General features: G+C 48.4%; 19 protein-coding genes and 1 other annotated feature. Of the genes, 15 read left to right on the top strand and 4 right to left on the bottom strand.

Features of this window, described 5'->3' with window-relative positions:
• Window position 1 precedes the first annotated feature (1 nt).
• Both KNO75_RS07965 and KNO75_RS07960 read right to left on the bottom strand, forming a co-directional pair.
• Window positions 2-310, bottom strand: coding sequence for a DMT family transporter (locus KNO75_RS07965; RefSeq protein ID WP_214820898.1), 309 nt, complete (start codon window positions 308-310; stop codon window positions 2-4).
• A 1-nt stretch (window position 311) separates the two neighbouring features.
• Entirely contained in the window at window positions 312-839 is a 528-nt protein-coding gene (locus KNO75_RS07960) for a TetR/AcrR family transcriptional regulator (RefSeq protein ID WP_214820896.1), read from the bottom strand.
• Between the two features lie 116 nt (window positions 840-955).
• Between KNO75_RS07960 and KNO75_RS07955 the strand changes: the two genes are divergently transcribed.
• From KNO75_RS07955 to KNO75_RS07915, 9 genes are all read left to right on the top strand, one after another.
• Window positions 956-1522, top strand: a complete 567-nt coding sequence (locus KNO75_RS07955) for a zinc dependent phospholipase C family protein (RefSeq protein WP_214820894.1) — start codon at window positions 956-958, stop codon at window positions 1520-1522.
• A complete protein-coding gene (locus KNO75_RS07950) occupies window positions 1519-1806 on the top strand; it encodes a hypothetical protein (protein ID WP_214820892.1) in 288 nt (95 codons plus the stop codon). Before KNO75_RS07955 ends, KNO75_RS07950 begins: the two co-directional genes overlap by 4 nt.
• 5 nt (window positions 1807-1811) lie before the next feature.
• A complete protein-coding gene (locus tag KNO75_RS07945) occupies window positions 1812-2030 on the top strand; it encodes a hypothetical protein (RefSeq protein ID WP_214820890.1) in 219 nt (72 codons plus the stop codon).
• A 229-nt stretch (window positions 2031-2259) separates the two neighbouring features.
• Complete coding sequence (locus tag KNO75_RS07940) at window positions 2260-3270, top strand: siderophore ABC transporter substrate-binding protein (protein ID WP_214759601.1); 1011 nt, start codon at window positions 2260-2262, stop codon at window positions 3268-3270.
• A 9-nt stretch (window positions 3271-3279) separates the two neighbouring features.
• The gene (locus KNO75_RS07935) at window positions 3280-4284 is read left to right on the top strand and encodes an ABC transporter permease (protein WP_214820888.1); all 1005 of its coding nucleotides are present in this window, start codon (window positions 3280-3282) and stop codon (window positions 4282-4284) included.
• Window positions 4281-5339 (top strand): iron chelate uptake ABC transporter family permease subunit, encoded by a 1059-nt coding sequence (locus tag KNO75_RS07930; protein WP_214820886.1) that lies wholly within the window; start codon window positions 4281-4283, stop codon window positions 5337-5339. Before KNO75_RS07935 ends, KNO75_RS07930 begins: the two co-directional genes overlap by 4 nt.
• A complete protein-coding gene (locus KNO75_RS07925; RefSeq protein WP_214820884.1) occupies window positions 5336-6088 on the top strand; it encodes an iron ABC transporter ATP-binding protein in 753 nt (250 codons plus the stop codon). The genes KNO75_RS07930 and KNO75_RS07925 overlap by 4 nt, the downstream gene beginning before the upstream one ends.
• A gap of 17 nt (window positions 6089-6105) precedes the next feature.
• A complete protein-coding gene (locus KNO75_RS07920; RefSeq protein WP_214820882.1) occupies window positions 6106-6801 on the top strand; it encodes a ferredoxin--NADP reductase in 696 nt (231 codons plus the stop codon).
• 83 nt (window positions 6802-6884) lie between these two features.
• Window positions 6885-8105 (top strand): hypothetical protein, encoded by a 1221-nt coding sequence (locus KNO75_RS07915; protein WP_214820880.1) that lies wholly within the window; start codon window positions 6885-6887, stop codon window positions 8103-8105.
• Between the two features lie 3 nt (window positions 8106-8108).
• On the opposite strand, the gene KNO75_RS07910 is transcribed toward KNO75_RS07915, so the two are convergent.
• Together KNO75_RS07910 and trpE are read right to left on the bottom strand one after the other, a co-directional pair.
• A complete protein-coding gene (locus KNO75_RS07910; RefSeq protein ID WP_214820878.1) occupies window positions 8109-8684 on the bottom strand; it encodes an anthranilate synthase component II in 576 nt (191 codons plus the stop codon).
• The gene (gene trpE / locus KNO75_RS07905; protein ID WP_214820876.1) at window positions 8681-10012 is read right to left on the bottom strand and encodes an anthranilate synthase component I; all 1332 of its coding nucleotides are present in this window, start codon (window positions 10010-10012) and stop codon (window positions 8681-8683) included. Before trpE ends, KNO75_RS07910 begins: the two co-directional genes overlap by 4 nt.
• A 55-nt stretch (window positions 10013-10067) precedes the next feature.
• Window positions 10068-10299 (bottom strand) — a binding site (T-box leader).
• Between the two features lie 118 nt (window positions 10300-10417).
• Between trpE and KNO75_RS07900 the strand changes: the two genes are divergently transcribed.
• The 6 genes from KNO75_RS07900 to KNO75_RS07875 all read left to right on the top strand — a co-directional run bounded on the left by KNO75_RS07900 (window position 10418) and on the right by KNO75_RS07875 (window position 23664).
• Complete coding sequence (locus KNO75_RS07900; RefSeq protein WP_251126070.1) at window positions 10418-10789, top strand: nuclear transport factor 2 family protein; 372 nt, start codon at window positions 10418-10420, stop codon at window positions 10787-10789.
• 160 nt (window positions 10790-10949) lie between these two features.
• Window positions 10950-13679, top strand: coding sequence for a S8 family peptidase (locus KNO75_RS07895; protein ID WP_214820874.1), 2730 nt, complete (start codon window positions 10950-10952; stop codon window positions 13677-13679).
• 216 nt (window positions 13680-13895) lie between these two features.
• The gene (locus KNO75_RS07890; protein ID WP_214820872.1) at window positions 13896-15212 is read left to right on the top strand and encodes an Ig-like domain-containing protein; all 1317 of its coding nucleotides are present in this window, start codon (window positions 13896-13898) and stop codon (window positions 15210-15212) included.
• 630 nt (window positions 15213-15842) lie between these two features.
• A complete protein-coding gene (locus KNO75_RS07885; RefSeq protein WP_214820870.1) occupies window positions 15843-18623 on the top strand; it encodes a hypothetical protein in 2781 nt (926 codons plus the stop codon).
• Window positions 18624-18816: 193 nt separating this feature from the next.
• Entirely contained in the window at window positions 18817-21381 is a 2565-nt protein-coding gene (locus KNO75_RS07880) for an immunoglobulin domain-containing protein (RefSeq protein ID WP_214820868.1), read from the top strand.
• A 171-nt stretch (window positions 21382-21552) separates the two neighbouring features.
• A complete protein-coding gene (locus tag KNO75_RS07875; RefSeq protein ID WP_214820866.1) occupies window positions 21553-23664 on the top strand; it encodes a heparinase II/III family protein in 2112 nt (703 codons plus the stop codon).
• The last annotated feature ends 19 nt before the right edge of the window (window positions 23665-23683 follow it).

Genomic DNA, 23683 nt, shown 5'->3' with positions numbered 1-23683 from the left:
CTCACAATTTCATAAAGACGAGCCCGATGATCACGAGCGCAATTCCGGTAACTTTTTGACGACTCACTTTTTCGTGGAAGACGACAAAGCCGATCACAGCCGTGAGCGCCGTCCCGACACCGCTCCAAAACGCATAGGCGAAGCTAAGCGGGATGGTGAAGAGCGCCAGTGATAACAAATAAAATGCCGTCCCGTAGCCGACGGCGACCCCGAGAATCGGAAGTCGATTCGTCGAGGTGGCGTTCACTTTCAACATGCTCGATCCGAATAGTTCAGAAACGATTGCCCCAATCAAATAGATGAACCCCATGTCAGCCACCTCCTTTAAGTAACTCATCACACGCCTCTCGGATGAGTGTCGCCGCACGATCCTTGAACGATTCGCTATATCCATACAAAACGGCGAACCAAAAACCGTCACAGAGGAGACGGAGTTTTAAAATCGCATCTTGGTCGGGACCGTCGGCTGCGAACCGTTCGTTCCACCCGGTCGAGACGTTACTCCAAATCGACTCGCTCGCAGCATCTTCCTGTGAGGAGATGAAGACGGCGATGAGATCCGTATCACCATGATCGACATCATCTAATGTCGCCAGTGCATAGGCGCGAGTGAACGGATACGGACCATCCGACAAATGGTCGGTGATTCGTGTTTCGAACGTCTCAATCGCGAGTTCGTTCATCTGACGCAATAAGTTGGCCTTGCTATCAAAATGATAAAGGACACCTGCTTTCGTGATTCCTGCTTTCGTCGCCAATCGTTCGAGTGACAATTGACTGATGCCGTCCTCTCGAATCATCTGGGCGGCCGTCTGCAACAACAATTGTTTTTTACTCATCGATTTACACCCCACTTTAACTTTACTGACCGTTTAGTAAAGTCATCCTACCAAATAATGATTCAGGTTGTCTAGCGAAATGACTGATGGAATAATGTGGGAAAGGGGGTGTCGGTATGGGCTCACATTTGATGCATCTCGTTATCGCAAACGAGATGATAAACGAGTTACGAGAACTCGATGAAGTTGCATTCACACTCGGAAGTCTTGCGCCGGACGCGACGACCGAAAAAGGAGATTCGCATTACTATGCGGGAAGACACGACGATTTATCACGTCGTCTCGATTTCGAACAGTACTGGCTTGATAGCAAGGAGGAAGACTTCTCGTATCGACTCGGCTATTACGCGCACCTCGTCGCGGATGAGATCTGGTTGCAGGGGTTCTATAAAGGGTGGTTGAAAGAGCTCATCACTCAGGACCCCTCAAAACAGGCGGCCTATTATGCGGACTTTGATGCGTACAATGCTCGGCTGTCGGAACGCCTCGGGACGTTCGATTTTGAACGCTTGAAAGGAAATCCAGAGCTCGTTGAACTGGTCGAGAAAGTCGAGCGGGACGCGGCGATGACGGAGGAGGGCACATACACGATGTTCCTCCCGCATCAATTGGATGGCTATGTCGATACGTGTGTTCGGCGCTGCCTGGAGATGATCAAACGGAAGCGGGCGATGCTCGTATGAAGAGGCGCTACGCACCACTATACGCAACGCTCGGACTCTTTATCGTGACGGTGATCACCTTCTTCACCTTGAACGGTCGAGTGTTTCCGAACCTTGAGTTGATGACGGTCATCTGGGTATATCTCACGATTGACATTGCCTTGTTCGCCACGTTGATTTGGGGTCTGTTCACGAAAGATCGAATCATTAAAATCTACACGTTGCTTGCGACAATCGGGTTGATGATTCCATTGTCGATTTGGACTTTCTTGTTGCTGTTGGCGAACGGGATTTCGGAGGCATGAGTTGCATGACTGAAACCGAGAAAAAATTACCTTTTGTGGCTCAAGCAGTCCCATTTTTGATTGGTTGTCTGATTTTTGGACCAATTGGATTGGTGATTCTGCTGTTCATGTGGAGACGCTTGGAACGAGATGAACGAATCATCTATTTGATTGCTGCGCTCTTCTTCACGTTACTCGACGTTCTCGACTATTCTACAGATGGCCTACTTTATTATTTGATTTAAGAAAGCGGAAATTTCCACTTTCTTTTTTTTGTGCTCTTTATAGAAAGAAAATTTTACCTATCCGAATCTTGACAATTTGGCATTGCGTATCCTTTTTTTGTTTGATATGCTACTTGATGAAAACGACAATGATAATCATTATCACTGATAACGAGAAAGAAAAGAGACATACATAACCAACATAACTCGTTTTTGGTGGGAGAATCATTGAAACTTACATACAGAGGAGATGGATGAAGTGGGGAAATTTAAACTTTCACTCATGTTGACGTTACTCGTCTTCGTACTCGCCGCATGTGGCGGAACGAGTGAGACGAAGCAAGAAGAGAACGTCGACGGTGCAACAAAAACAGAGACAGTCGAGATTACAGACGCGCACGGCACAATCGAGGTACCGGTCAATCCGGAGAAAGTCGTTGCCCTTGATAACCGTACGTTCGAAACATTGGCAGCGTGGGATATTGACTTGGTGGCGGCACCAATCGGACTCCTTCCAGCGGAGTCACCATACGCATCAGACAAAGACATCGCAGACGTCGGTATGCACTTTGAACCGAACTTAGAGGCGATTGCGGGAGTGGACCCGGACGTCGTCATCGTCGGTCAACGTTTCGCGGATTACTATGAAGACATCAAAAAGTTGGTACCAGAAGCAGCGGTCATCGACTTGAACATCGAGATTCCAGAAGATGCAGGGACACCGGGTGAGATCTTGGTTAAAGGATTAAAAGATACGACACTTACGCTCGGTCAAATCTTTGACAAGAACGAAGATGCAGCACAAATCGTCGCTGACCTCGACAAATCAATCGAAGACGCGAAAGCAGCATATAACGGAGAAGACACAATCATGTCCGTCATCGTGTCGGGCGGCGACATCGGATTCTCAGCACCGGTGACGGGACGCGTGTTCGGACCGATGTACGATATCTTTGGTTGGGTACCGGCACTCGAAGTCGAGAAGACGACGGGGGATCACGAAGGTGATGAAGTGTCGGTGGAAGCCATCGCGGAAAGTAACCCGGACTGGTTGTTCGTCCTAGACCGTGATGCACCACTTGGTGACGCAGAAGGAGCGGTACCGGCTGAAGATGTCATCGACAACGCACCTGCACTTCAAAAGACGACGGCTGTAACAGAAGACCAAATCGTTTACGCGCCGAAAGACACGTACTTGAACGAATCGATTCAAACGTATTCGGAATTCTTCAACAGTGTCGCAGAAGCACTCACGAAGTAAGGGTTCGTTATGCAAAAACCGTTGACAGCCAGGGTTGAGACGATGTCTCAGCCCTCCTTTTCTAAATTGTGGACGAAGTCGTTCGTATTCACCGCTATCATCGTCCTCGGTTTGGCGGTGCTGTCGCTCTTCACAGGAGTATATGACTTATCACGGACAGACGGCTTCGATATGTTTTGGATCACCCGCGTCCCTCGTACGGTCGCGCTCATGCTGACGGGAGCTGCGATGGCGATGGCGGGGCTCGTCATGCAGCTCATCACGCAAAACCGACTCGTCGAACCGACGACGACGGGGACGCTTGAATGGGCAGGGCTGGGCTTGCTTACCGTGTACTTGCTCGTTCCGGCACCGAGTCTCATGATGCGGATGACCGGGGCAATCGTCTTCTCGTTCATCGGAACGATGGTGTTCTTCTGGTTCTTACGTTCGGTCAAACTCCGCTCGTCGCTCATCGTCCCGATTATCGGACTCATGCTAGGGGCGGTCATCTCAGCTATCTCGACGTTCCTTGGCTTGTTCTTCCGCGCAAGTCAGGCGATCGAAGGATGGTTCGTCGGCTCATTCGCCTCGGTACAAATCGGACGTTATGAATATTTATGGGTCATTATCGTCGTGACGGTGCTCATTTTTCTATTGGCGAACCGCTTGACGCTCGCCGGGCTCGGGGAAGACATCGCGACGAGTCTCGGTGTGAACTACAACCAATTGATGATGGTCGCGACCGGGCTCATTGCCTTGTCGGTCGGGGTCGTGGCGACGGTCATCGGGAATTTACCGTTCCTCGGCCTCATCGTCCCGAACCTCGTCTCGATGTTTCGAGGGGATGATCTACGCAGCAACTTGCCGTGGGTCTGTCTTGTCGGGATGGGCGCAATTCTCGTCAGTGACTTAATCTCAAGGACGATCATCATGCCGTTCGAACTCCCCGTCTCGCTTATTCTTGGAACGGTCGGTGCGTTCGTCTTCATTATGATTCTATTGCGGCAACGCAAAAAAGGAGGGGTTCGATGAGTACGGTCATTGAACGAGATGGCGTTGAAGTGAAAGTTGGGGCATTGACAGAAGAACGTCATGCTTCGGCGTTTCAATCAAAACGAGCAGCACGGCGCTACTGGTTCTTTTTAAGTGCCTTTATTCTCGGAGGACTGTTGTGTGCGCTCGGCCTTCTCCTTTACAACAATCCGGTTCCGATGGACTCGCCGTCATTCGTGCCGGTCGTCGAACGGCGAATCGTCGCTATCGTGACGATGCTCATCGCGGCACTGTGCCAAAGTCTTGCAACGGTCGCGTTTCATTCCGTGACGAACAACCGAATTATCACACCATCGCTTCTCGGATTCGATGCGCTCTACTCGACGATCCAGACGAGCATGGTGTTCTTCTTCGGGGCAGGGGCCCTTATTGGATTTTCGGGAACAGGCGCCTTTTTGACGCAAGTCGGGCTCATGGTGACTTTGAGTCTTCTCTTATACGGATGGCTCTTATCGGGGAAGTACGCCAATCTTCAGCTCATGTTGCTCGTTGGGATTATCATCGGGACGGGACTGAACTCGGTGTCGTCGTTCATGCGCCGCATGCTCGCACCGTCCGAATTCGATATCTTGCAGGCACGACTGTTCGGATCGGTGACGAATGCCGACGTGGCCTATTTTCCAATCGTCATTCCGATTGTCGTCATCGCCGGGACACTGTTGTTCTTGTTTTCGAACCGACTCAATATCGTGGCGCTCGGTAAGGATGTCGCGACGACATTCGGCGTGAATCATCGGAGAAGCGTCATCTATACGCTCGTCCTGATTTCACTCCTCATGTCGGTGTCGACGGCACTCATCGGCCCGCTCACGTTCTTCGGATTTTTAGTGGCGACGCTCAGCTACCAGGTCGCGTCGACGTATGATCATAAATACGTCTTCCCGATGGCGTTCGCCCTAGGATTCTTCGTCCTGACGAGCGCGTATTTCTTTATGTATCACATATTCCAGACGCCAAGTGTCGTCTCCGTCATCATCGAGTTGTTCGGCGGACTCATCTTCTTGGCTGTCATTCTAAGGAAGAGGTCGCTATGATTCAAATCGAACAAGTCAAAAAAACGTATACAGACGATGTCCACATCGGACCGCTCACGCTCGACATCCCGAAAGCCGGGTTCACCTCATTAATTGGACCGAACGGGGCAGGAAAGTCGACGACGCTCATGATGATCGGACGGTTACTCAACTTAGACGAGGGACAGATTCAAGTTGCTGGGATGGATGTATCAAGCACGAAGTCAAAAGACTTGGCGAAAATCATCACGATTCTTCGTCAAGAGAACCATTTCGTGACGCGGCTCACGGTCCGACAACTCGCCGGATTCGGTCGATTCCCGTATTCAAAAGGGAGATTGACGAAAGAGGACGAGGCCATCATCTCGAAATATATCGACTTCCTCGACTTAACCGCGCTCGAGAATCGTTACCTCGACGAACTGTCAGGTGGGCAGCGTCAACGCGCCTATGTGGCGATGGTACTCTGTCAGGAAACAGAATACGTCCTCCTCGATGAGCCGCTCAATAACTTGGATATCGCTCGTTCGGTACAGATGATGGAATATTTGCGCCACGTCGCCGACGAGTTTGGTCGGACGATTGTCACGGTACTTCACGACATCAACTTCGCGGCGAAATATTCGGATCGCATCTGTGCGATGAAGGACGGGCAAATCGCTGCATTCGGGACGGTCGAGGAAATCATGGACGCAAAGATTTTATCGGATATTTTTGAGACGAAACTCGAAATCATCGAAGGGCCGTACGGGCCGATTGCGGTGTATTAACGAAAGGGAGAATTCACATGAAAATTGATTGGACACCCATCACAAAAGTCGTAAACGAAGCACCTGATACATACACGTTCCATCTCGCGTTACCTCCTGAGTTCACGTGGCAAGAAGGGGCGCATACGCATCTCGCGCTCGAAGGATTCAACGCCGGGGACAAGCCGAACCGAAGTCTCGTCCGCCATATGTCGATTTCGACGTTGCCGCACGAAGGGGCAATCGGCATCACGACCCGCATCAAGTCCGAATGTTCGACGTTCAAATCCATCCTTCGCGACATGGTGCCGGGAGACAAGGTCGCCTTGTTCAAGACACACTCGAACGTCCCGCTCGAGCGGAGCGGGAAGAACGTCTATCTGTTATCGGCGGGTGTCGGACTCGCGACATTCCGTCCAATCGTCCTCGACTATTTGGCGAACGGGGAAGGCGTCCCGCATCTCCATTCGTTGAACGTCGATTCGTCGAAAGCGTATCTATTCGCTGACGTCTTCGAATCGAACGAGACCTTCACGTCCGAGTTCGTCCCGAGTCGGAAAGATTACTATGAACGAGTTGAAGCGTTGGCTGCCGATCAAGATGGATTGTTCTATGTCGTCGGCAGTGACGAACTGTTACGCGAGACGATTCACGTGCTCCAGACGAACGGAGTAGCCTGTGACAACATCAAAATCGACAAACATGATTTTCAGCGTGAAGACTTTTTAAAATAATGTTCGAACCGAGGAGTCTGCCCTCGGTTTTTTTTACGTCTACCTTTATACTTTAATCAAGTGATTATAAAGGAGGACTTAAGGTGGAAGAAATATATATAGTGCTTGCTGTCCTGTTTATAACTGTTGTTGGACTTATCTGGATGAATAAACGTAAGTATTCCGAAGTAAATGTAGCAACTTCACTTTTGGAAGTGGAGCAAAATGAAGACGATCAGATGATGCATTTAGTACAAGATGAAAATTCTGCCTATGTAATGCCGGTTGATATTAAGAATATTGAAGCGTTAGAACCGGTTGAATTAGGTTCAGATTGGACAAACTCATTAAGAGGAATCATCAAGTCGGCCGGAGTGTCAGCTGCAGTTCAAATGATTAATCGAAAACAAGCATTTGAATTAGTATTTTCACCGGAAACCGAGGCTGCTATAAAAAAGGGTGTATATGAGATCAGTAAATCTAAAGACGAGGGATTATATCGTGCTTTTGTGAAAAATGGAAGAGTAATTAAGGAACATGCAAATCTTAAGAAAATTAACCCTTTGCAAATGCGAATGTTATTACTCAGTGTAGCAACGACTGTAGTTGCACAAGAGCACCTAAAAGAAATCAAAAAATCGTTAGACAAAATCCAAATAACATTAGATAATCTTGTCGCTATGAAGTTGAATGATTACCATGGACAAGTGAAGAGCTCATTTAATTACCTTGATCGTGTTCATATATTTATCAAGGAGGAATCAATCGATCATAAAGTAGTGCAACAGCTCGAGTATAATTACAAAGTCGATATCGATTCGCTTTATGCACTTTTAAAAGATATCGAGATTCCCATAAAAACGTTAAAAGAAATTAAGAAACGTACTTTTGTATTCCAAGAGGCGGATAAATTGAATGCTTTGAAAAATGTGGTGACGGAATTCCAAGAATACGAGGAATTGATTTATATGTTTCTTTTAAATACACAAGGTGCAATACACGCTATGCGCATGTTAGGTGACCCAGAAAATGCTATCGTACAGGCAACGAACCATTTAAATAAGATGAGCCAAGAATTTGAAATGAAGAGATCGGACTTTCATTTGTCACTTGAAAATTACGAAAAAGAGTTCAAAGTACGTTTTGCTCTAGAAAAACGGGAACGACATCAAATCCAACTCATTTCAAACGAACGAATTCAAGCAAATCAATTATCGATGTCTCGTTCGATTGACGTGAATTTCAAACCAGAAGTCGAACAACAAAAGATTTTTATTGTTGCTGATGGAGATGATATAAAAGTAATGGCATTGTCGAATGGCTGACACTCAAACCGGGGAAACATTCCCCGGTTTTTTCGTGCACAGTTGGACGAAGCGCTCGAAGATGTCACGTCCGTCCGGTGTCCCAATCGACTCGGGATGGAACTGGACGCCATACGTCGGATGGGTCGGATGTTCGAGTGCCATGATGACACCATCTGTCGTCTCTGCCGTGATAATCAGTTCCGTCTCTTGTACGATGAGCGAGTGATAGCGCATGACATCCATCGACAATCCTTCGAAAAGGACGCCTGGCACCGTATTGATCCGTGAGACTTTCCCATGCATGACCTCGTTCGCCCGACCGACGACACCGCCGAACGCTTCGGCGATGACTTGATGACCGAGACAGACCCCGAGGATCGGGACGTATCCGGACAATTGTCGAACGACCGCAAGCGAGACACCGGCATCTTTTGGACCACCGGGACCCGGAGAAAGGATGATCCCACTCGGGTTCATGCGACGGATTTCTTCTATAGTATGTTCATCATTCCGAATGACGCAGACGTCACTGAATCGGGCGACGTCCTGATAGACGTTATACGTGAACGAATCGTAGTTGTCGATGAGGAGAATCATGCGAACACCTCCAAAAGGGATTTGGCTTTATGCAACGTTTCTTCGTATTCTGATACGGGGTCCGAATCATAGACAATGCCAGCACCAGCTTGAACGTGCGCCGTGTCACCTTGGATGACCATCGTCCGAATGGCGAGAGCAAAGTCGAATCCGCCCCGGACATCGAGATAACCGACCGCCCCGGCGTACACTTCGCGCTTCACCGTCTCGAGCTCGTCAATGAGTTGCATCGCCCGAATCTTCGGGGCACCCGAAACGGTACCGGCCGGAAGACAGGCACGGAGCGCATCGATCGCCGTCACATCATCACGAAGTTCACCTTCGACTTCTGAGACGAGATGCATCACATTTTTGAACCGTTCGAGCTCGATGTGTTTCGGGATCGTGACCGTGCCGACTTTAGCGACGCGACCGATGTCGTTCCGTCCGAGGTCGAGAAGCATCCGATGTTCGGCGAGTTCCTTCTCGTCCTGAAGAAGTGACTCCGCATGACGCATGTCTTCCTCGACCCTCTTCCCACGTGGACGTGTGCCGGCGATGGGGTTCGTCGTCACTTTGCCGTTCTCGACCCGGACGAGACTCTCAGGTGAGGCGCCGAGGACGATGGCCTCCCCGAGGTCGATATAGAATAAGTACGGGCTCGGGTTTTGTTTGCGGAGCGTCCGGTAAAAGTGGAACGGGTCACCGGTGAACGTCGCGTCGATACGTTGCGACAAGACGAGTTGGAACACCTCGCCAGCAAGAATCGCCTCTTTCGCCTGGAGCACACGGTCGATAAACTCGTCTTTTGTCGTCAAAAGTTGTTCGCTCGTCCGGACGACCGGTTCGAGGGCGTGTGTCTCCGGTGTCTCGAGCTGTTCACGGATGGACTCGAGTCGCTCGGTCGCATCCATCTCGCTCGTATCGATCAAGACGACCTGTTCTTCGAGATGGTCGTATAAGATGACCGTCTCATAGCGCTGGAAGAGGGCATCCGGTAAATCACGTGTCTCGGTCGGCGTGTTCGGGATTGGTTCATACACGCGAAGTAAGTCGTAGCCGATATAGCCGACGGCACCCCCGATGAACGGATACGGTGCAGTGATATCTTCACGTGTGATACGTTCAGATAGAGCATGGAGCGGGTCGTCCGCATAGATGGTGCCGGTCGAATCTGTCACGTCGTTCCCATCGACACGGATCGTCTCGACCGGATTCGCTGTGATGATGGAATAGCGGCCGTGCTTTCCTTCCGCCCGACTCTCGAGCAGGACCTTACGTTCACCTTGCAGACGGTGAAAGATTGCCACCGGTGTCAATTCGTCGCCATTGATGATCAGTTGTTGCATCGAAATCTCCTCCTTAAACTAAAAAAATCTCCCCGTCCTACATGCCCGATTGGACATGAAGGACGAGGAGATTCCCCGTGTTGCCACCTTCGTTGAAAGACGCCTTGTCTTCCCACTCATCGCGAACCATCATTCGCTGTCCCCGATAACGGGAGGACCCGTCAGAGCCTACATGTCGGTCTGAACGCTCAAAAGCCCATTCACGCAAGGCACGACACCGGTTCGCATCGACCACCGGCTTTCTGGAGACGTCTCTTCGCGCTACTCTTCTTTCTCATCGCGAGTTCGTATGAATGTTATCGTTACTTTAACGGGATGAAGCTTTCTTGTCAAGACTCAAAACGCGACAGACATTTGAAAATAGATAAATTATGCTATGATGGATGGTGAAAGGAAGGTGCACCGATGGAGACACTCAACATGAAACAACTTTCTGACGACCGCGCGACGAAACAAGTTGCGGGTGACCTCGACGCGATGCGTGACTTGATGCATGACTCGTTTCGGTATGTCGACTCGAGCGGACGTCAGTTTGATAAAGAGACGTTCCTCGACCAATACGTCGACCCGACTGCGATTCAATGGATTGCCCAAGAAACGGTGACGTTCGATGAAACCGTGACGACGGACCTCGCAATCGTAAAAGTCTTGCTCGAAGAACGGTTTATTCTAGGAACGAATGCATACGAAGGACGCTTTTGGGCGCTCCACCTGTATATAAAAGAAGGCGATGACTGGCTATGGCAAGGCGGTCAAGCGACGATGATCAACGAATAATGTGTAGACACTTCTTGAAAAAGAGGTGTCTTTTTTTGAGCAAATTTACTTGTCGAAACATTGTCGAAACATTTTTGTTACATTTTTGAAACATTAACCGATATATTCCGTAGAACGATTTGGAGCATACACTCCAAGACGAAATGAAAGAGGGGAAACTATGAAAACGAGATTCAAGCAGTTCGTGGCGATGATGACGATCCTCGTCCTCGTCCTGTCATTCCTTCCACCGGTGTCAGCCGACAAAGGGGAAGGCATGAAGGAGGCCGCCTTACTCAATCCAGGAGAGGCGGTCGAGTTCACGACCGGAATCGAACCGGTCAACACGTATTGGTTCAAGATGGAACGTGTCGCGTCAGCGATGACACATATGGAAGTCACGTTCGAATCTTCCAAACTCGCGAACATCAGCATCTATCCGAGCGCCGAGATGGCGGCGAAGGATGAGACGTTCGATCGCTATCGCGCGAGTGCGACTAAAGAAGAGGGAGAACAGACGACCAAGATTCCGTTCCCATTCGCTTGGGAAGGTCCATACTACATCAAGGTCGAGTATATGCCGATGGACCTCGGTGACGGGATGATGGATACTCCGGCAGAAGAGATGCCAGTCGGTGAAGAACCAGCAGAAGGCGGGGAACCGACAGAAGGAGAACCAGGAGAAGGGGAAGAGCCACCATCACCGGATCTCTCGATGTTCGCTTCCGACATCAAGCTCGTCGTCAATCCGGTTAAACTTCCGGTGAAGTACGAAGAAGTCAGTGGTGACATGTGTGCCGTCGAATCAATCGTACAACCGGCACCGGAGCGTGATTCGATGCTTAAACTCATCCGTCGTGTGCAATCGGAAGTACTCGGCAAATCACAAGAAGGTCGGGACTTATCGGCCCTCTATTACCGCGCTTCGCCTTACATCGTCAAAACGATCACGTTTGACGGAGAAAAACGAAAAGCGGCACTCACAGACTTGAAGACACTCCGTCCATTGTTGACGGCGCTTGTCGACAAAAAAGACTACACGCTGAAGACGCAAGATGCAGCGGCAATCAAACGTCTCCATGCACTTGTGGATGGAAGCGTTCCGACGGCGCTCCAAAGTGAGATTGGTGAAATTGCGACGGCGCTCGAAATGGACTCGCTCGCAGGAACACCTGTATCCGACCTCTTTGGAAAAATCGGCATGACGATTCAAACGGACGGTCAGGACGCACCGCGTTATATCGTCAAATACAAATCGTCACCGAGTAAGTCCCTTGGCAAGATGAATGCCATGAATAACGTGTCAGCTGAGCGAATCGCGATCGGTGCGCCATCGGATTACTTTGCGCTCGTCGATGTAGAGGAAGCTTCTACGAAGATGCAGGCACAAGCGAAGTCAACGCTCGAATCAGATCAGAATGTGGAGTACATCGAACCGGTCCAGACGTACAAATCGTTCGCAACGGATGTGAGTCTCGATTACCAATGGGCCATCAATTCGAAGTCGATTCTCAAACCGTTCCAGGATGCGGGAATCGGTCTTGATCGCTATGAATCGTTACGATTACCGGGACGTGCCGTGAAAGTGGCCGTTCTCGATACAGGAGTCGACCATCGTCTGCTCGATTTAAAAGGAAAGGTCGATATCGCCAACGCGAAGAACTTTGTCGACCCGAACGGTGAAGGCGACGCGATTGATGACCATGGGCACGGTACGCATGTCGCCGGTGTCATCGGTGCCATCCGAGACAACGGTGTCTCGATGCGTGGGATTGTTCCGAACGTCTCGATCTTACCTGTGAAAGTACTTGATGCGGGTGGTTATGGGGATACGGATCAAATCGCACTGGGCATCAAATATGCAGTCGACGCTGGGGCGAAAGTCATCAACATGAGCCTCGGTGGAAATGAGAGCCGTACACTCGGATATATGCTGAAGTATGCACATGACCGTGGTGTCATCATCGTGGCGGCGACGGGGAATGACGGACAGTCACGTGTGTCTTATCCGGCGTCTTCGAAATACACGATTTCAGTCGGGGCAACGAACTCGTTCGGGATCGTCTCGGATTACTCAAACTATGGGATTGATGTCGATGTCGTCGCACCAGGTTCTAAAGTAGCGAGTCTTGTTCCAGACGGAAACGTCGTTTATATGGACGGGACGAGCATGGCGACACCACACGTCGCGGCTGCTGTCGCGCTCTTGAAATCACAACATCCGAACATGACGGTCGAAGGGGCACGCTCGATCCTGCGCCGTACGGCACAACCTCTCGCATTCTCAGGTGGCGATGCACCACGTGATCCACGAATGGAAGATGGGTTACAGTATGTGCTCGATGAATTAGATCGTCCACTTCTTCCGTACTATGATGTCGTGAGCGGATACGGGAAAGTAGATGTCTATCGCGCTGAATCCATGCTTCAACTCGCACCGAAACCGAATCGGATTTATGACAATGCGCCAGTTTTCTCGGCTAAAGTCAAATCGGGGACGCGCGTCACGCTCTATAACGGAACGAAGCGTATCGGTTCTGGCGTTTCAAAAAATGGTACAGTCACAATGTCGATCGCACCTCAACAAGAAAGGGCTGTACTGACGGCTCTATACACAAATGGTAAATTCAGTACGAACGAGCGCCTCCTTGTCATGAAAGGACTTCGTCCGAAAACGGCACAGGTGAACGCCGTGCGTGCGAAGACAAAACAAGTGACAGGTAAAGCTCAGGCTGGGATGACGGTCGTCATTCGCGACCAGAAGAAACAAGTCATCGGAAAGTCAAAAGTGACGTTGAACGGCACGTATGTCGTGAAGACACGAGTGTTGAAGAAGGGTGAACGCCTGATGGTTCATGTGGAGGACGTGACGAAGAAAGTCAGTCCGGTCACAACGATCACGGTTCGATAAGAAAAGGAAATTTCTGAAAAAATCATACTCGATTCTTCAATATGTAATCGAGTATGTATACAGTGCGACACTATGGGATTCCTTTTAAATAAGGAGTCCTTTTGTGTTTTTAAAAAATATGATTAAAAATAGAAAATTATGTACCTATTTTTAAAATAATCCATTAAAATAAAGATGTTGTCTGAAGAAAACATTATTTAGGAGGAACATCTTTTCATGAAACAACCAAAGTACTTATCTTTATTCTTAGCGGGGACACTCGTTCTCGGCGGTTTTGCTCCAACATTCGTTGCAGCAGAGACGAATGAAACAGTCGTCGACACGACGGCACCGGAAGCACCAGTCGTGGAAACACCGCTTCATACGTCGACTTCTTTGAAAATCACAGGAGAAGTCGGAACGAAAGCGGAGATTCTCGTCGCGAACAAAACATATGAGCGTGTCGTACGTTCAACAGGGGAAGCGATCTTCACGATGTCACCACAGCCTGTCGGTCGCGTGATCACAGTCCGTCTCGTCGATGCGAGCGGAAACGTGAGTGAAGAGACGAGTGTCGTGGTCGCAGAAGACCCGGAGCAACGCCCGGAAGCACCGGTCATTAACACGGTCGATAACTCGGCACGTGCAATCGTTGTCACAGGAACACCTGGAGTAGGTGTGACGGTCACAGTCGGAGGAAGCACGTTCAACGGATCGTTTGATGCGAACGGGCAATACCGCCGCGTGATCGCCCTTCAAAAAGTAGGGACACCGCTAACTGCTCAAGCGAAAGCGAAGAGTGGGGCACTCAGTGAACTCGTTCAAACAACGGTCGTCGCTGACAAAGTCGCACCTGCGAAAGCGCGTTTGACACAAGCCGTGACGACGACATCGAACGGAATCGCTGGAACGGCAGAACCGCTCGCGACGGTAGTCGTAACAATCGACGGAAAAACATACTCAGCACCGGTCATGTCGACTGGGAAGTTCGTGCTTCCGATTCCAAAACAACCACTCGGTAAGAAGATGACCCTCGCGGTACGTGATGGTGCTGGTAACTACAGCGCTTCTGAAACGTTGACGGTTCAACATGCGCTCTTCAACAACTTCTATCGTGTGACGGATGAGGGATTCCGTGCAGTTTTCCATAAAGAAGTATTCACATGGGATGGATCGACACGTTACAACGAAACATTTGCGCCGTTCTTCATTGACCGCCCATCGAAATCGAATATGTTGTTCTTATTGAGCAACTACACAGAATATGAAGATGTGGTTGGATTCAATAAACTTCGCATCCGTGTAGGGAATGCGACATACACAGAAGCAATCGATGAGTGGGATGTCGACTACTACGAGTACGAAGACGGATCAGTAGAAGAATCATACTGGTTTATCCCGAGCGCGAAGATGATTGCTTTCATCAAACAACACGTTCGTCCAGAGAACCGGATCGTCATCACGATTGAAGGATATGACTATGATGTGGAGTGGGCGTTGATCGCTGGCGAGAAGCGTGCCTTCATCCAGTCGCTTCAATACGCAGGATATTAATAAGAAGAAATAAGTTATTAGCCGTAGGTGAATCATTCACCTGCGGCTTTTTTGGGTTTCGTGGATAGGTCTAATGGAGGAATGATGACAAGTGAGGATTTCCTCGAAATGGTTTTAAAAGTTTGGTCAATGTAAAATTTAGGATTTAATAAAGTTGAAAAATGCTCAAATCGAAAAATAGACATGGAAATTATACATAAATCCATATTATTCATTTAAATATACAAATAATGTATTTAAATGAATTTATGAATGATAAATGGCTTTAATTCGCCCTTTTTCGACGCATTTCGACATTTATAAAATAGGTAAATTTGATATTAAATAATCTCCAATAACGAGAAATTCAAAATCATTCCCATTTTTGCGAAAAAAAACGCTTGTGCTAGCTGGAAGCGTTATGTATATTATGGATGTAAGGTTTTCCAAGTTCATACTTGGTAAATTGTTCAAGGGTCACCTCTTGAAAGAATACCTACCCGTTTCGATGAAGCTCAAGACCTAAACGATCAAGTTGCATAAGTCATTCGTATGAGCGGCGTATACATATGGGATCTTTAGCGGGGGGAGCGTCGACGTAGACGAGTAGAGACAAACACGTAACATAACCAAAGGGAGGATTTACACAAGATGGCTAAGAAATCATTCAAGCTAGTCAAAGCGTCAGCAGCTCTTGCTGTGACGGCAGCAGCCCTTACACCAGTAATGGCAGCAGAAGCATCAACTTCAACAGTTGAACTCAAAGCAGAGGTTGTACTCGGCGGGAAGTTCAAAGAAGCACTCGCACTCAACACACCAGCTGGCGTTGAGATCAAATGGGGTAAATACCTCGTTACTGCAATCAACAAATGGCAAACAGTTAAAGGCCAAGGTTCTGATGGAAAGACTTACATCAAGAAACTTTACGCTCGTAACTACCCACTCTACATCCTTGACCAAGATCTTGGTGAAGTAGAAGCTGGTTCTGAACTCGAGAAGCCATCAATCCGCGTTATGTACCGCGACGGAAAAGTGTACACACAAGCTCCTGAGCGCTTCACAATGAGCTCAACTTACAACACGAAAGATGAAGGCGAGCAAAAAGTTCTCATCTCTTACAACCACAACGGGAACCGCATCACTTCGTTCTTGACTTACACAGTTGTTGCTTCTGAAGTAGCGTTCTCTAACGTTTCATCTTCAGTAGATCAAGCAAATGAAACATTGTCAGTAATGGCAGATGTTGAAAATGCAAAAGAAGACACAATGGCAGACGTTCTCGTTTACCCATTCAAAGATGCTTCTAAAGCAATCACTGTTAAAGCTGAAATTAAAGACGGCAAATTGACTGCTAAAACTTCTGCTCTTCCAGCAGGTACTCACTCATTCATCGTTAAGTCTGGTGAAGTGATGACTGAAGAAATGGCATTCACTGTAGATGCTGTAGACTTCACAGTTAAGCCAGTTAAAGCTGACAAACTTGAAGTTAAATTCAACAAAAACATCACAGCTGCAGAAGCTGCTGATTTCAAACTTGATAACGGTCGTTACGTTACTAAGGTTGAAGTTGATGCTGATGACAAGTCTAAAGTTTGGTTGACTGTTAACGAAGAACTTCTTAACGGTGAAGAGTACAAGCTCACTGCTAAAAACTTCTCAATTCCTTCAGGGGATGTATCAGCTGAAATTGCGAAAGAGTTTAAGTTTGAAGTAGAGGCGGCAGCTTCAATCACACTCACAAAAACAAACTTCCTTGACGGCGAAGACATCCGTGACTTCCTCGTTGTAAAAGATAAGAATGGCTTGCTCTTGTCAAACGCAGATGTTGAGCTTTCAGCTACTTCATCAGCACTGAACACTAAAACAGGAAAATTTGTTTTCTCTGGTACGCCTTCAGAAAACACACTCTTCGTTGAAGCGAAAGTCGTTTCGAACGGCAAAACAGTTGCAACTTCTGGTGCAATCAAAGTAACTGTGTCTGACGATCAAGAAGTTTCAGCAATCGACGGCATCCATATTGCTGACGCTGCTACTGAACCATCAGCTTACAAACAAGCTAAGAAAGATGGGAAACTTGATACAGACTTGAAACTTGCTGAATCAGATCAAATCTTGAACGTATACGTGAAAGATGTTACTGGTGAAATCCAACGTTTGGCTGTTGATTCATTCACGAACCTAACTCCTGCTGTGGCGACAGTTTCTAAAGATGTAAACGGGAACTTAGTAATCAAGGCATTCTCAACAGGTACTGCAAAGGTTAAAGTGAAAAACGGTAACTTTGAAACGACTGTGGAATTCTCAGTTGTTGCTAATTCTAAGATTGCGGATGCAGAACTTTCAACTACATCAATCGGATTTGACTCTGGTGACGTTGTTGAAAACGATACTCCAAAAGACGTAACGGTTGACTTCCTCGACCAATACAAAGAAGATTTCGCTGCTACAATCAACTCTGAAGGAGAAGTTTTGGTAGGGAAATCTAAAGTTGGTATGTTGAAAGTCAAGTCAAGCAACACGCAAATTGCTAAAGTTGATATCGGTGCAGGCGGAGCTGTTGAAGTTTCAGAAGGAACTAAGAATGGTTCTGCAACAGTTACAATTTCATTCGAAGACAACTCAGGTAAAGTCGTCTTCACGAAGTATGTAGCAGTTAAAGTATCTGAGTTCGATGCAACTGTAGCATCTTACGATCTCGTTGTAACTTCTGCGAACAAATCACTCGATGCTGACGTTGATGTTGATGGGGTAACTTCTGATGCTGATGACGAAGTAGTGTTTGAACTTCGTGGACTTGATAAGTATGGTAATGTGATTCAAGTCGTTAAAGATGCTAAGTATGACTTCACTTATTCTTCAACTTCACACGCGACATTCTTTAACGAAGCTGTTACAAACACATTGAAATTTACTGAAGACGCAGCACAAAAATTCGCTGCTTCAGGTAAAGTGACAATTAAAGCATCTGTTGGTGATGTTCAAGTTGACACGGTTTCTGTAGACTACACAAATACAGACTCAGTAGCTAAGAAAGCGATGGTTGATGCTTCTATGCGTACATTCGACCTCTCGAATATTTCATCTGATAGTGAAGTTTCTATCGAAGAACTTCTCTTCGGTAAAACAAACGCATCTGGTACGAAGAAGTTCATTATCCAACCTGCTGTTTCTGTACAAGATCAGTTCGGTAAAGCAATCGCTTATGACCTTGATGAAGCAATCGGAACACTCGCTAACGGCGTAGTTCTCTCTGCTGACGAATACGTTGTAACAAACAAAGTCGGCGTTGTCGTTGATGCAAACGGAGTGGTTACACTTGCTGAAGGACGTACTTCTGGTACATTCACAGTGGTTGTTCCACAAGTTGAATCTAACGTTAACGGAGATCTTCTCTCAGCTCCTGTAGCATTCGACGTAAAAGTTGTTGAATAATCGTTGACCCTCCCTTAGGGTTAAATAGAGCAACGTCTTCGGACGGAGCCATCTTGTAAACCGGTAGTGCCTCGGCACTATCGGTTTTTTGCTTTTGTCCCAAAAAACAATTCCCCTTTTCTATAAAACAAATTATACTTTTATTGTCATCAAATTAATCTTTTACCATTTTTTAAGAAAAGAGGAAATGTACGTGAAACAATTGCTGTGGGCACTTCTACTTGCCGTTTTTCTTCCTATATTCAGTTTGCCTGATTCGGTAGAAGCAGGTGAACCGCTTCCGAACCATTATCGAATCTCTAACAGTCCTTACGTCATCACAATGGATGGAAAGGAACTTTATCACGTGGAGACGGGGGAACGTATTCCATTATCGACCGAATTGGATTTACACTGGTCCAATGATAAAAATGCTGTGATGAGTGTGGACGGTCAGCATCTCGTCCTTACAATCGGATGTGGTATTTGCTCAACGAGTAGTTACATCATCGACCTTGATGGTCAGGTCACATCGCATCGGGTCCCGGAAAATTATCGAATCGTCGGAGCAGACGTCGCACATGATCGACTTTTATGGGCGACGTGGACAGAAGTGATCATGACGAACCTTCAAGGGGATATCCTTTGGAAGCGTTCCGACCTCGGGACTGCCGTCACGTTATCTACCGATGGTCAGACTGTCATTGCGGCACAACATGATCTGTTGAAGATTGACCGTGTGAACGCAGTGACGGGTGAAACGGAGTCAACTCAATCCTTTGATGTGAAGGTCCAAGGCCGTGACAAGGAAGCGCTCGCTTTTGACGGTGTCATCGCTTATCCGGAACAAGGTTATGTCTATCTTGAGGCAACCCGACAACTTGTCGCGCTTCCTGAGTGGTATAACGTACAGTATGCAGAAGAAGATGGATTCTTACATTGGTATTCGCAAGGCATGTATGGGGTCTTACATACTGCATCTGGAGAATTGAAGACGTATGATCCAATCGTCTACCCGACGCTATTCCCTGGCGTTTTAGCGTTCTCGGATCAGACGATTCCGCTTTCTTCTTATAAACAAATGCCGACTCAACTAGAATTCGAAGTGGATAAAGCGGCAAACACAGAAGGTGACCCATACCTATATGTCGACCGTGCATATACAATAACGTTCAAATCGACCAATCTGGACGGGGTGACCGAAACGATTCCGTTTGAGCGCTTAAGAACGAATAAATCGAATGAAGTCACTTCACCACAAGTATTTTCGTACGTAACAGACGTCAACTATGACCTCACGTACATGGGGAAAACGTTCAGTGGGACGCTCTTCTCCTACAATCTTGGGGATGTTTCGATTCGTAAATTTGGACTTGAGGGTGAAATCGTTGGACAAACGGCACCACGCGCAGGTGTGACGGTACGAGTTCATCAAGACGGAAAAGAACCGATCCAATATTCAACGAAAGCGACGTTATCTGGTGAATTCCGAATGACGACGGAACGACTAGCGCCAGGGACGACGTTCACGGTGACGAGCCTGGCGAGCAGGACAGCGGTGTATCGCCAATCGTTCACCGTACCGGTTCCGAATCCAGAAGCCAACACGATTGAAGTGTTAGGAGACTCTGTCGAAACGGGTGTCATGTTTAAAACCGTGCCGAACGGGAAAATTGATGTCTTCGTCAAAGAACAGTTTCATTCGTGGTACGACACGATTCAAGCAGACGCCTCAGGCATTGCGCGCGTGACGGGAACAGTCGATCCGCTCGCAAAAGGCGTCAGCGTGACGTATGCACCAGCGGGCACGGAAGGGGTGGAGAAGGAGCTTGTGGTCTTTGAGCGGGCTGAACCGACCTTCACGTTCCAGGTTACGCCGAACGCAGGGGATGCGACATTATCCTATGCGTCTACAGCTAAACGCATCACATACAAGACGTTCGTCAACGACGTGCTCGTCGGGGACGGTCGTACGCTTGCGTTACCGAAGGCGCTTCAAGATGGTGACGTCATTCGTACTGTCGCTACAACAGGAGACCGCTCAACAACGACGGAGCATCGTGTCGTTGCAGTCGGACCGACGATTCTTCAAGTGACAGATGTCGCGATGACGGCGACTCATACGGTCGTGAGCGTTCGTCGTGACGTGAAGGCAGACCTTCAGTTCTATATCAACGGCAAACGTACGACGGCGACGCCGGTCTCCTCGACGCGATTCACAGTTCCGGCACGACCTGGTGATATCGTCCTCGTTCGTCTCGTCCGTGGAGGTCAAAAGCTAGATACGCGTCTTGCGTTACCGAAAGTCACGTTCAGCAACATCCGTCTCCATGACGAGCAAAAGACATGGATCGGTATGGTACTTCCAAACAGCTCTGTCACGTTGCAAAACGGCTCGACACGGATTGCGAGCGGGAAGAGTTCTTCGACAGGACGTGTCGTCATGAACTTGGCGCCTCAACCGATCAAGTCGAAAGTCACACTCGTCAGCAAGCGAGGCGTGTATCGTTTTGTTCAGACGGTCTACGTGAAGGCGGGGCTGACACCGAAGTTCACGGTGACGACGCCGACGAGCTCGTCACGTTCTGTGACGGTGAACGCCAACATCGATTATGGCAAAGTGACAATCCATCGCGGATCCACACTCCTCGCATCGAAGACGGTGACGTCAAAAACGACATCTGTCTCGATGGCAGCTCAAAAATCAGGCACACGTTTGACGGTTCGGATGACGACGCCAAAAGGTCGTTCACAGACGATTTACGTCACGGTGCGCTAACATTCAACGTCTATCTCATTCAATTGGGATAGACGTTTTTTATATAGGTTCTATGATTGGTTAATGTAAGTTGTTGTTACATAGTCAAATTTAAAATTCGCTTTTCTTCTTTTTGAAAAAAATCCCTTTTAATCATGGTATGATGGTAAAAAAAGATAAATGAGGTATTGGATGAATACATATGTAAAAGGTGCGCTCTTTTCCACGGCGCTACTTCTCACGACAACTTCTGTTGGGGCAGAAGAGGTGGCACGTCCGTTCTTTACAGAAGTATCAAAAGAAACAACCGTGTATCGATTGTTGCCGGATAAGACGATGAAGCCGGTCGGGAAACTGCTTCCGAATGAACAATATGCGGTCGTCGGTGTGTCTGGTGGCTATTATCAAGTCGAGGTGAACGGGCGACGCACGTACGTCAAAAAGCAAGAGATCCCGTTAAAGGCTCAACTTCTGACAAAAGCTGTCGTCTCTGACGGACAATACGAACGATTGCTTCATAACTATACGGCGCGTGTCGAAAGACGTGAGGTCCCGTATTACTATGGATTTCTGACAAAATCGCAAGCTGTTAGTCAAGCAGACTCGGCCATGAACGGGGTGTGGCGCATCGGGGCAACCCCGGGCAAACAAATCGTGGAAGACGTTCACACGTTCGACTGGGAGCGTGACATCACCGTCGGCGACTCGACGTCGTTCATGTTCCAAATGCAGTACTGGATGGTATTGAACCAACTGACGATGGCGTATCACTACACGAAAGACACGAGCTATTTAGCTTACGGAAAGGCATTCGTCGATAGTTGGGTCAAGCAATATCCGACCGACTCGTATCGTCGTTACCCGAACGCGTATCACCAACAAGGGACGGCGATTCGAACATTTCATCTCATCAACTTTTGGAATCAATACAAGAAGTCTCCTTTAAATAATGACGCAGCGTTCAGCGCTCGCGTGCTCCGAACGATCGAAGGGCACGGCGAAATCCTGGCGGACGCGAAGTTTTATCGGGAGCGACACAATCACGGGATCTTCCAAGATATGGCGTTGACCGATATCGCCCAGACGTTCCCTGAGCTCGAACAATCAAGTGTTTGGAATGAGCTTGCGACTACGCGGTTGACGACACAGTTGGACCACTCCTTAAGTCCTGACAACGTCCATCTGGAGCATTCGCCGGGTTATCAGGTGTATACGTATGAGATGCTGTATCGCTTCAACCGATGGATCGAAGCGAACGGCTTCGTGACATCCCCTCGCTTAGAGGCCGTCAAACGAATGCCAGAGACGCTCGTCCATTTGATGAAACCAAACCGGACGCTTCCACTCTTCGGAGACACGACGGGGGAACCGCGGACGACGTCGATGATTTCGACATTGCGTGACTATCCTGAACTGCTCTATGCGGTGACGGGAGGAGCGGAAGGGGAGCGACCGACGGAACGCGTGAAGCAACTCGATACGCAATACGCGGTGTTGCGCGAACATTGGGGAGAGAATGAGCCCTTCGTCGATGCGGTCTTGCTCATGATGACGGCAGGGTTCCATAATGCGGCCCATAAACATCAAGATGATCTCAGCATCGACCTGTACGGATTCGGACGCGATTTTATCGTCGAGACCGGACGATATGGGTATACGAATCGACCGGAGCGAGATACTGCCGTCCGTGTCGAAGCGCACAACACGGTGAACATGGGATCTCGTCAGCTCACGCTCCATTCGAGTACAATCGGGAAAAGCGGGATCACTTCGGTCGAGGAAGTCGATGGATTACAACGTGCGAGTGGATTCAGTGACTTGATGGGGCAAGGGATTCATCATACGCGAAGCATCGCACACGATTTAGACGGCACCGTGCTCGTCGCGGATACGATTCAAAGTGACGCCCGCGTCCCGTTCACGCAACGGTTCCATCTCGGAGTCGGTCTTGAACCGGTCGAAGAGCGTGAAGGCGAGATGCTTTTCCGTGATGCGGAAGGGCGAACACTCCAGATGATTCAATTACCAATTGCTTCGACGGGGACGGTGCGAATCGAACCGAGTTTTGTCGCCTATCGTGATTTCGAATGGAAGCCACGTCACCAAGTCGTTTCGACAAAAACTGGGAAAGGCACCTCGTTCGTCACCTTGTTCCATCTTTCGAAGACAGGGACACGCGTCACGTTCTCGAACGTGATGGAGACAGAGACGGCTTACGTCGTGAACTACTCCTTGTCGAACGGTCAATCTCGTACCGTCGAAATGCCGAAAGGTGTGAGTGAGGAAATAAGTGAGACGCTATAAGGAAATGAGGAGGAGATGC

The sequence above is a fragment of the Exiguobacterium sp. s35 genome (assembly GCF_018617535.1).
GTDB classification, from domain to species: Bacteria; Bacillota; Bacilli; order Exiguobacteriales; family Exiguobacteriaceae; genus Exiguobacterium; species Exiguobacterium aestuarii.
This window is presented reverse-complemented; position numbering and strand designations above follow the sequence as displayed.

What these genes read in the sequence shown, in the direction of transcription:
- KNO75_RS07925 (WP_214820884.1), top strand. Translation starts at nt 5,336, where the DNA reads ATGATTCAAATCGAACAAGTCAAAAAAACGTATACAGACGATGTCCAC.
- KNO75_RS07885 (WP_214820870.1), top strand. Translation starts at nt 15,843, where the DNA reads ATGGCTAAGAAATCATTCAAGCTAGTCAAAGCGTCAGCAGCTCTTGCT.
- KNO75_RS07940 (WP_214759601.1), top strand. Translation starts at nt 2,260, where the DNA reads ATGGATGAAGTGGGGAAATTTAAACTTTCACTCATGTTGACGTTACTC.
- KNO75_RS07920 (WP_214820882.1), top strand. Translation starts at nt 6,106, where the DNA reads ATGAAAATTGATTGGACACCCATCACAAAAGTCGTAAACGAAGCACCT.
- KNO75_RS07930 (WP_214820886.1), top strand. Translation starts at nt 4,281, where the DNA reads ATGAGTACGGTCATTGAACGAGATGGCGTTGAAGTGAAAGTTGGGGCA.
- KNO75_RS07875 (WP_214820866.1), top strand. Translation starts at nt 21,553, where the DNA reads ATGAATACATATGTAAAAGGTGCGCTCTTTTCCACGGCGCTACTTCTC.
- KNO75_RS07965 (WP_214820898.1), bottom strand. Translation starts at nt 310, where the DNA reads ATGGGGTTCATCTATTTGATTGGGGCAATCGTTTCTGAACTATTCGGA.
- KNO75_RS07890 (WP_214820872.1), top strand. Translation starts at nt 13,896, where the DNA reads ATGAAACAACCAAAGTACTTATCTTTATTCTTAGCGGGGACACTCGTT.
- trpE (WP_214820876.1), bottom strand. Translation starts at nt 10,012, where the DNA reads ATGCAACAACTGATCATCAATGGCGACGAATTGACACCGGTGGCAATC.
- KNO75_RS07900 (WP_251126070.1), top strand. Translation starts at nt 10,418, where the DNA reads ATGGAGACACTCAACATGAAACAACTTTCTGACGACCGCGCGACGAAA.
- KNO75_RS07950 (WP_214820892.1), top strand. Translation starts at nt 1,519, where the DNA reads ATGAAGAGGCGCTACGCACCACTATACGCAACGCTCGGACTCTTTATC.
- KNO75_RS07910 (WP_214820878.1), bottom strand. Translation starts at nt 8,684, where the DNA reads ATGATTCTCCTCATCGACAACTACGATTCGTTCACGTATAACGTCTAT.
- KNO75_RS07955 (WP_214820894.1), top strand. Translation starts at nt 956, where the DNA reads ATGGGCTCACATTTGATGCATCTCGTTATCGCAAACGAGATGATAAAC.
- KNO75_RS07935 (WP_214820888.1), top strand. Translation starts at nt 3,280, where the DNA reads ATGCAAAAACCGTTGACAGCCAGGGTTGAGACGATGTCTCAGCCCTCC.
- KNO75_RS07945 (WP_214820890.1), top strand. Translation starts at nt 1,812, where the DNA reads ATGACTGAAACCGAGAAAAAATTACCTTTTGTGGCTCAAGCAGTCCCA.
- KNO75_RS07895 (WP_214820874.1), top strand. Translation starts at nt 10,950, where the DNA reads ATGAAAACGAGATTCAAGCAGTTCGTGGCGATGATGACGATCCTCGTC.
- KNO75_RS07960 (WP_214820896.1), bottom strand. Translation starts at nt 839, where the DNA reads ATGAGTAAAAAACAATTGTTGTTGCAGACGGCCGCCCAGATGATTCGA.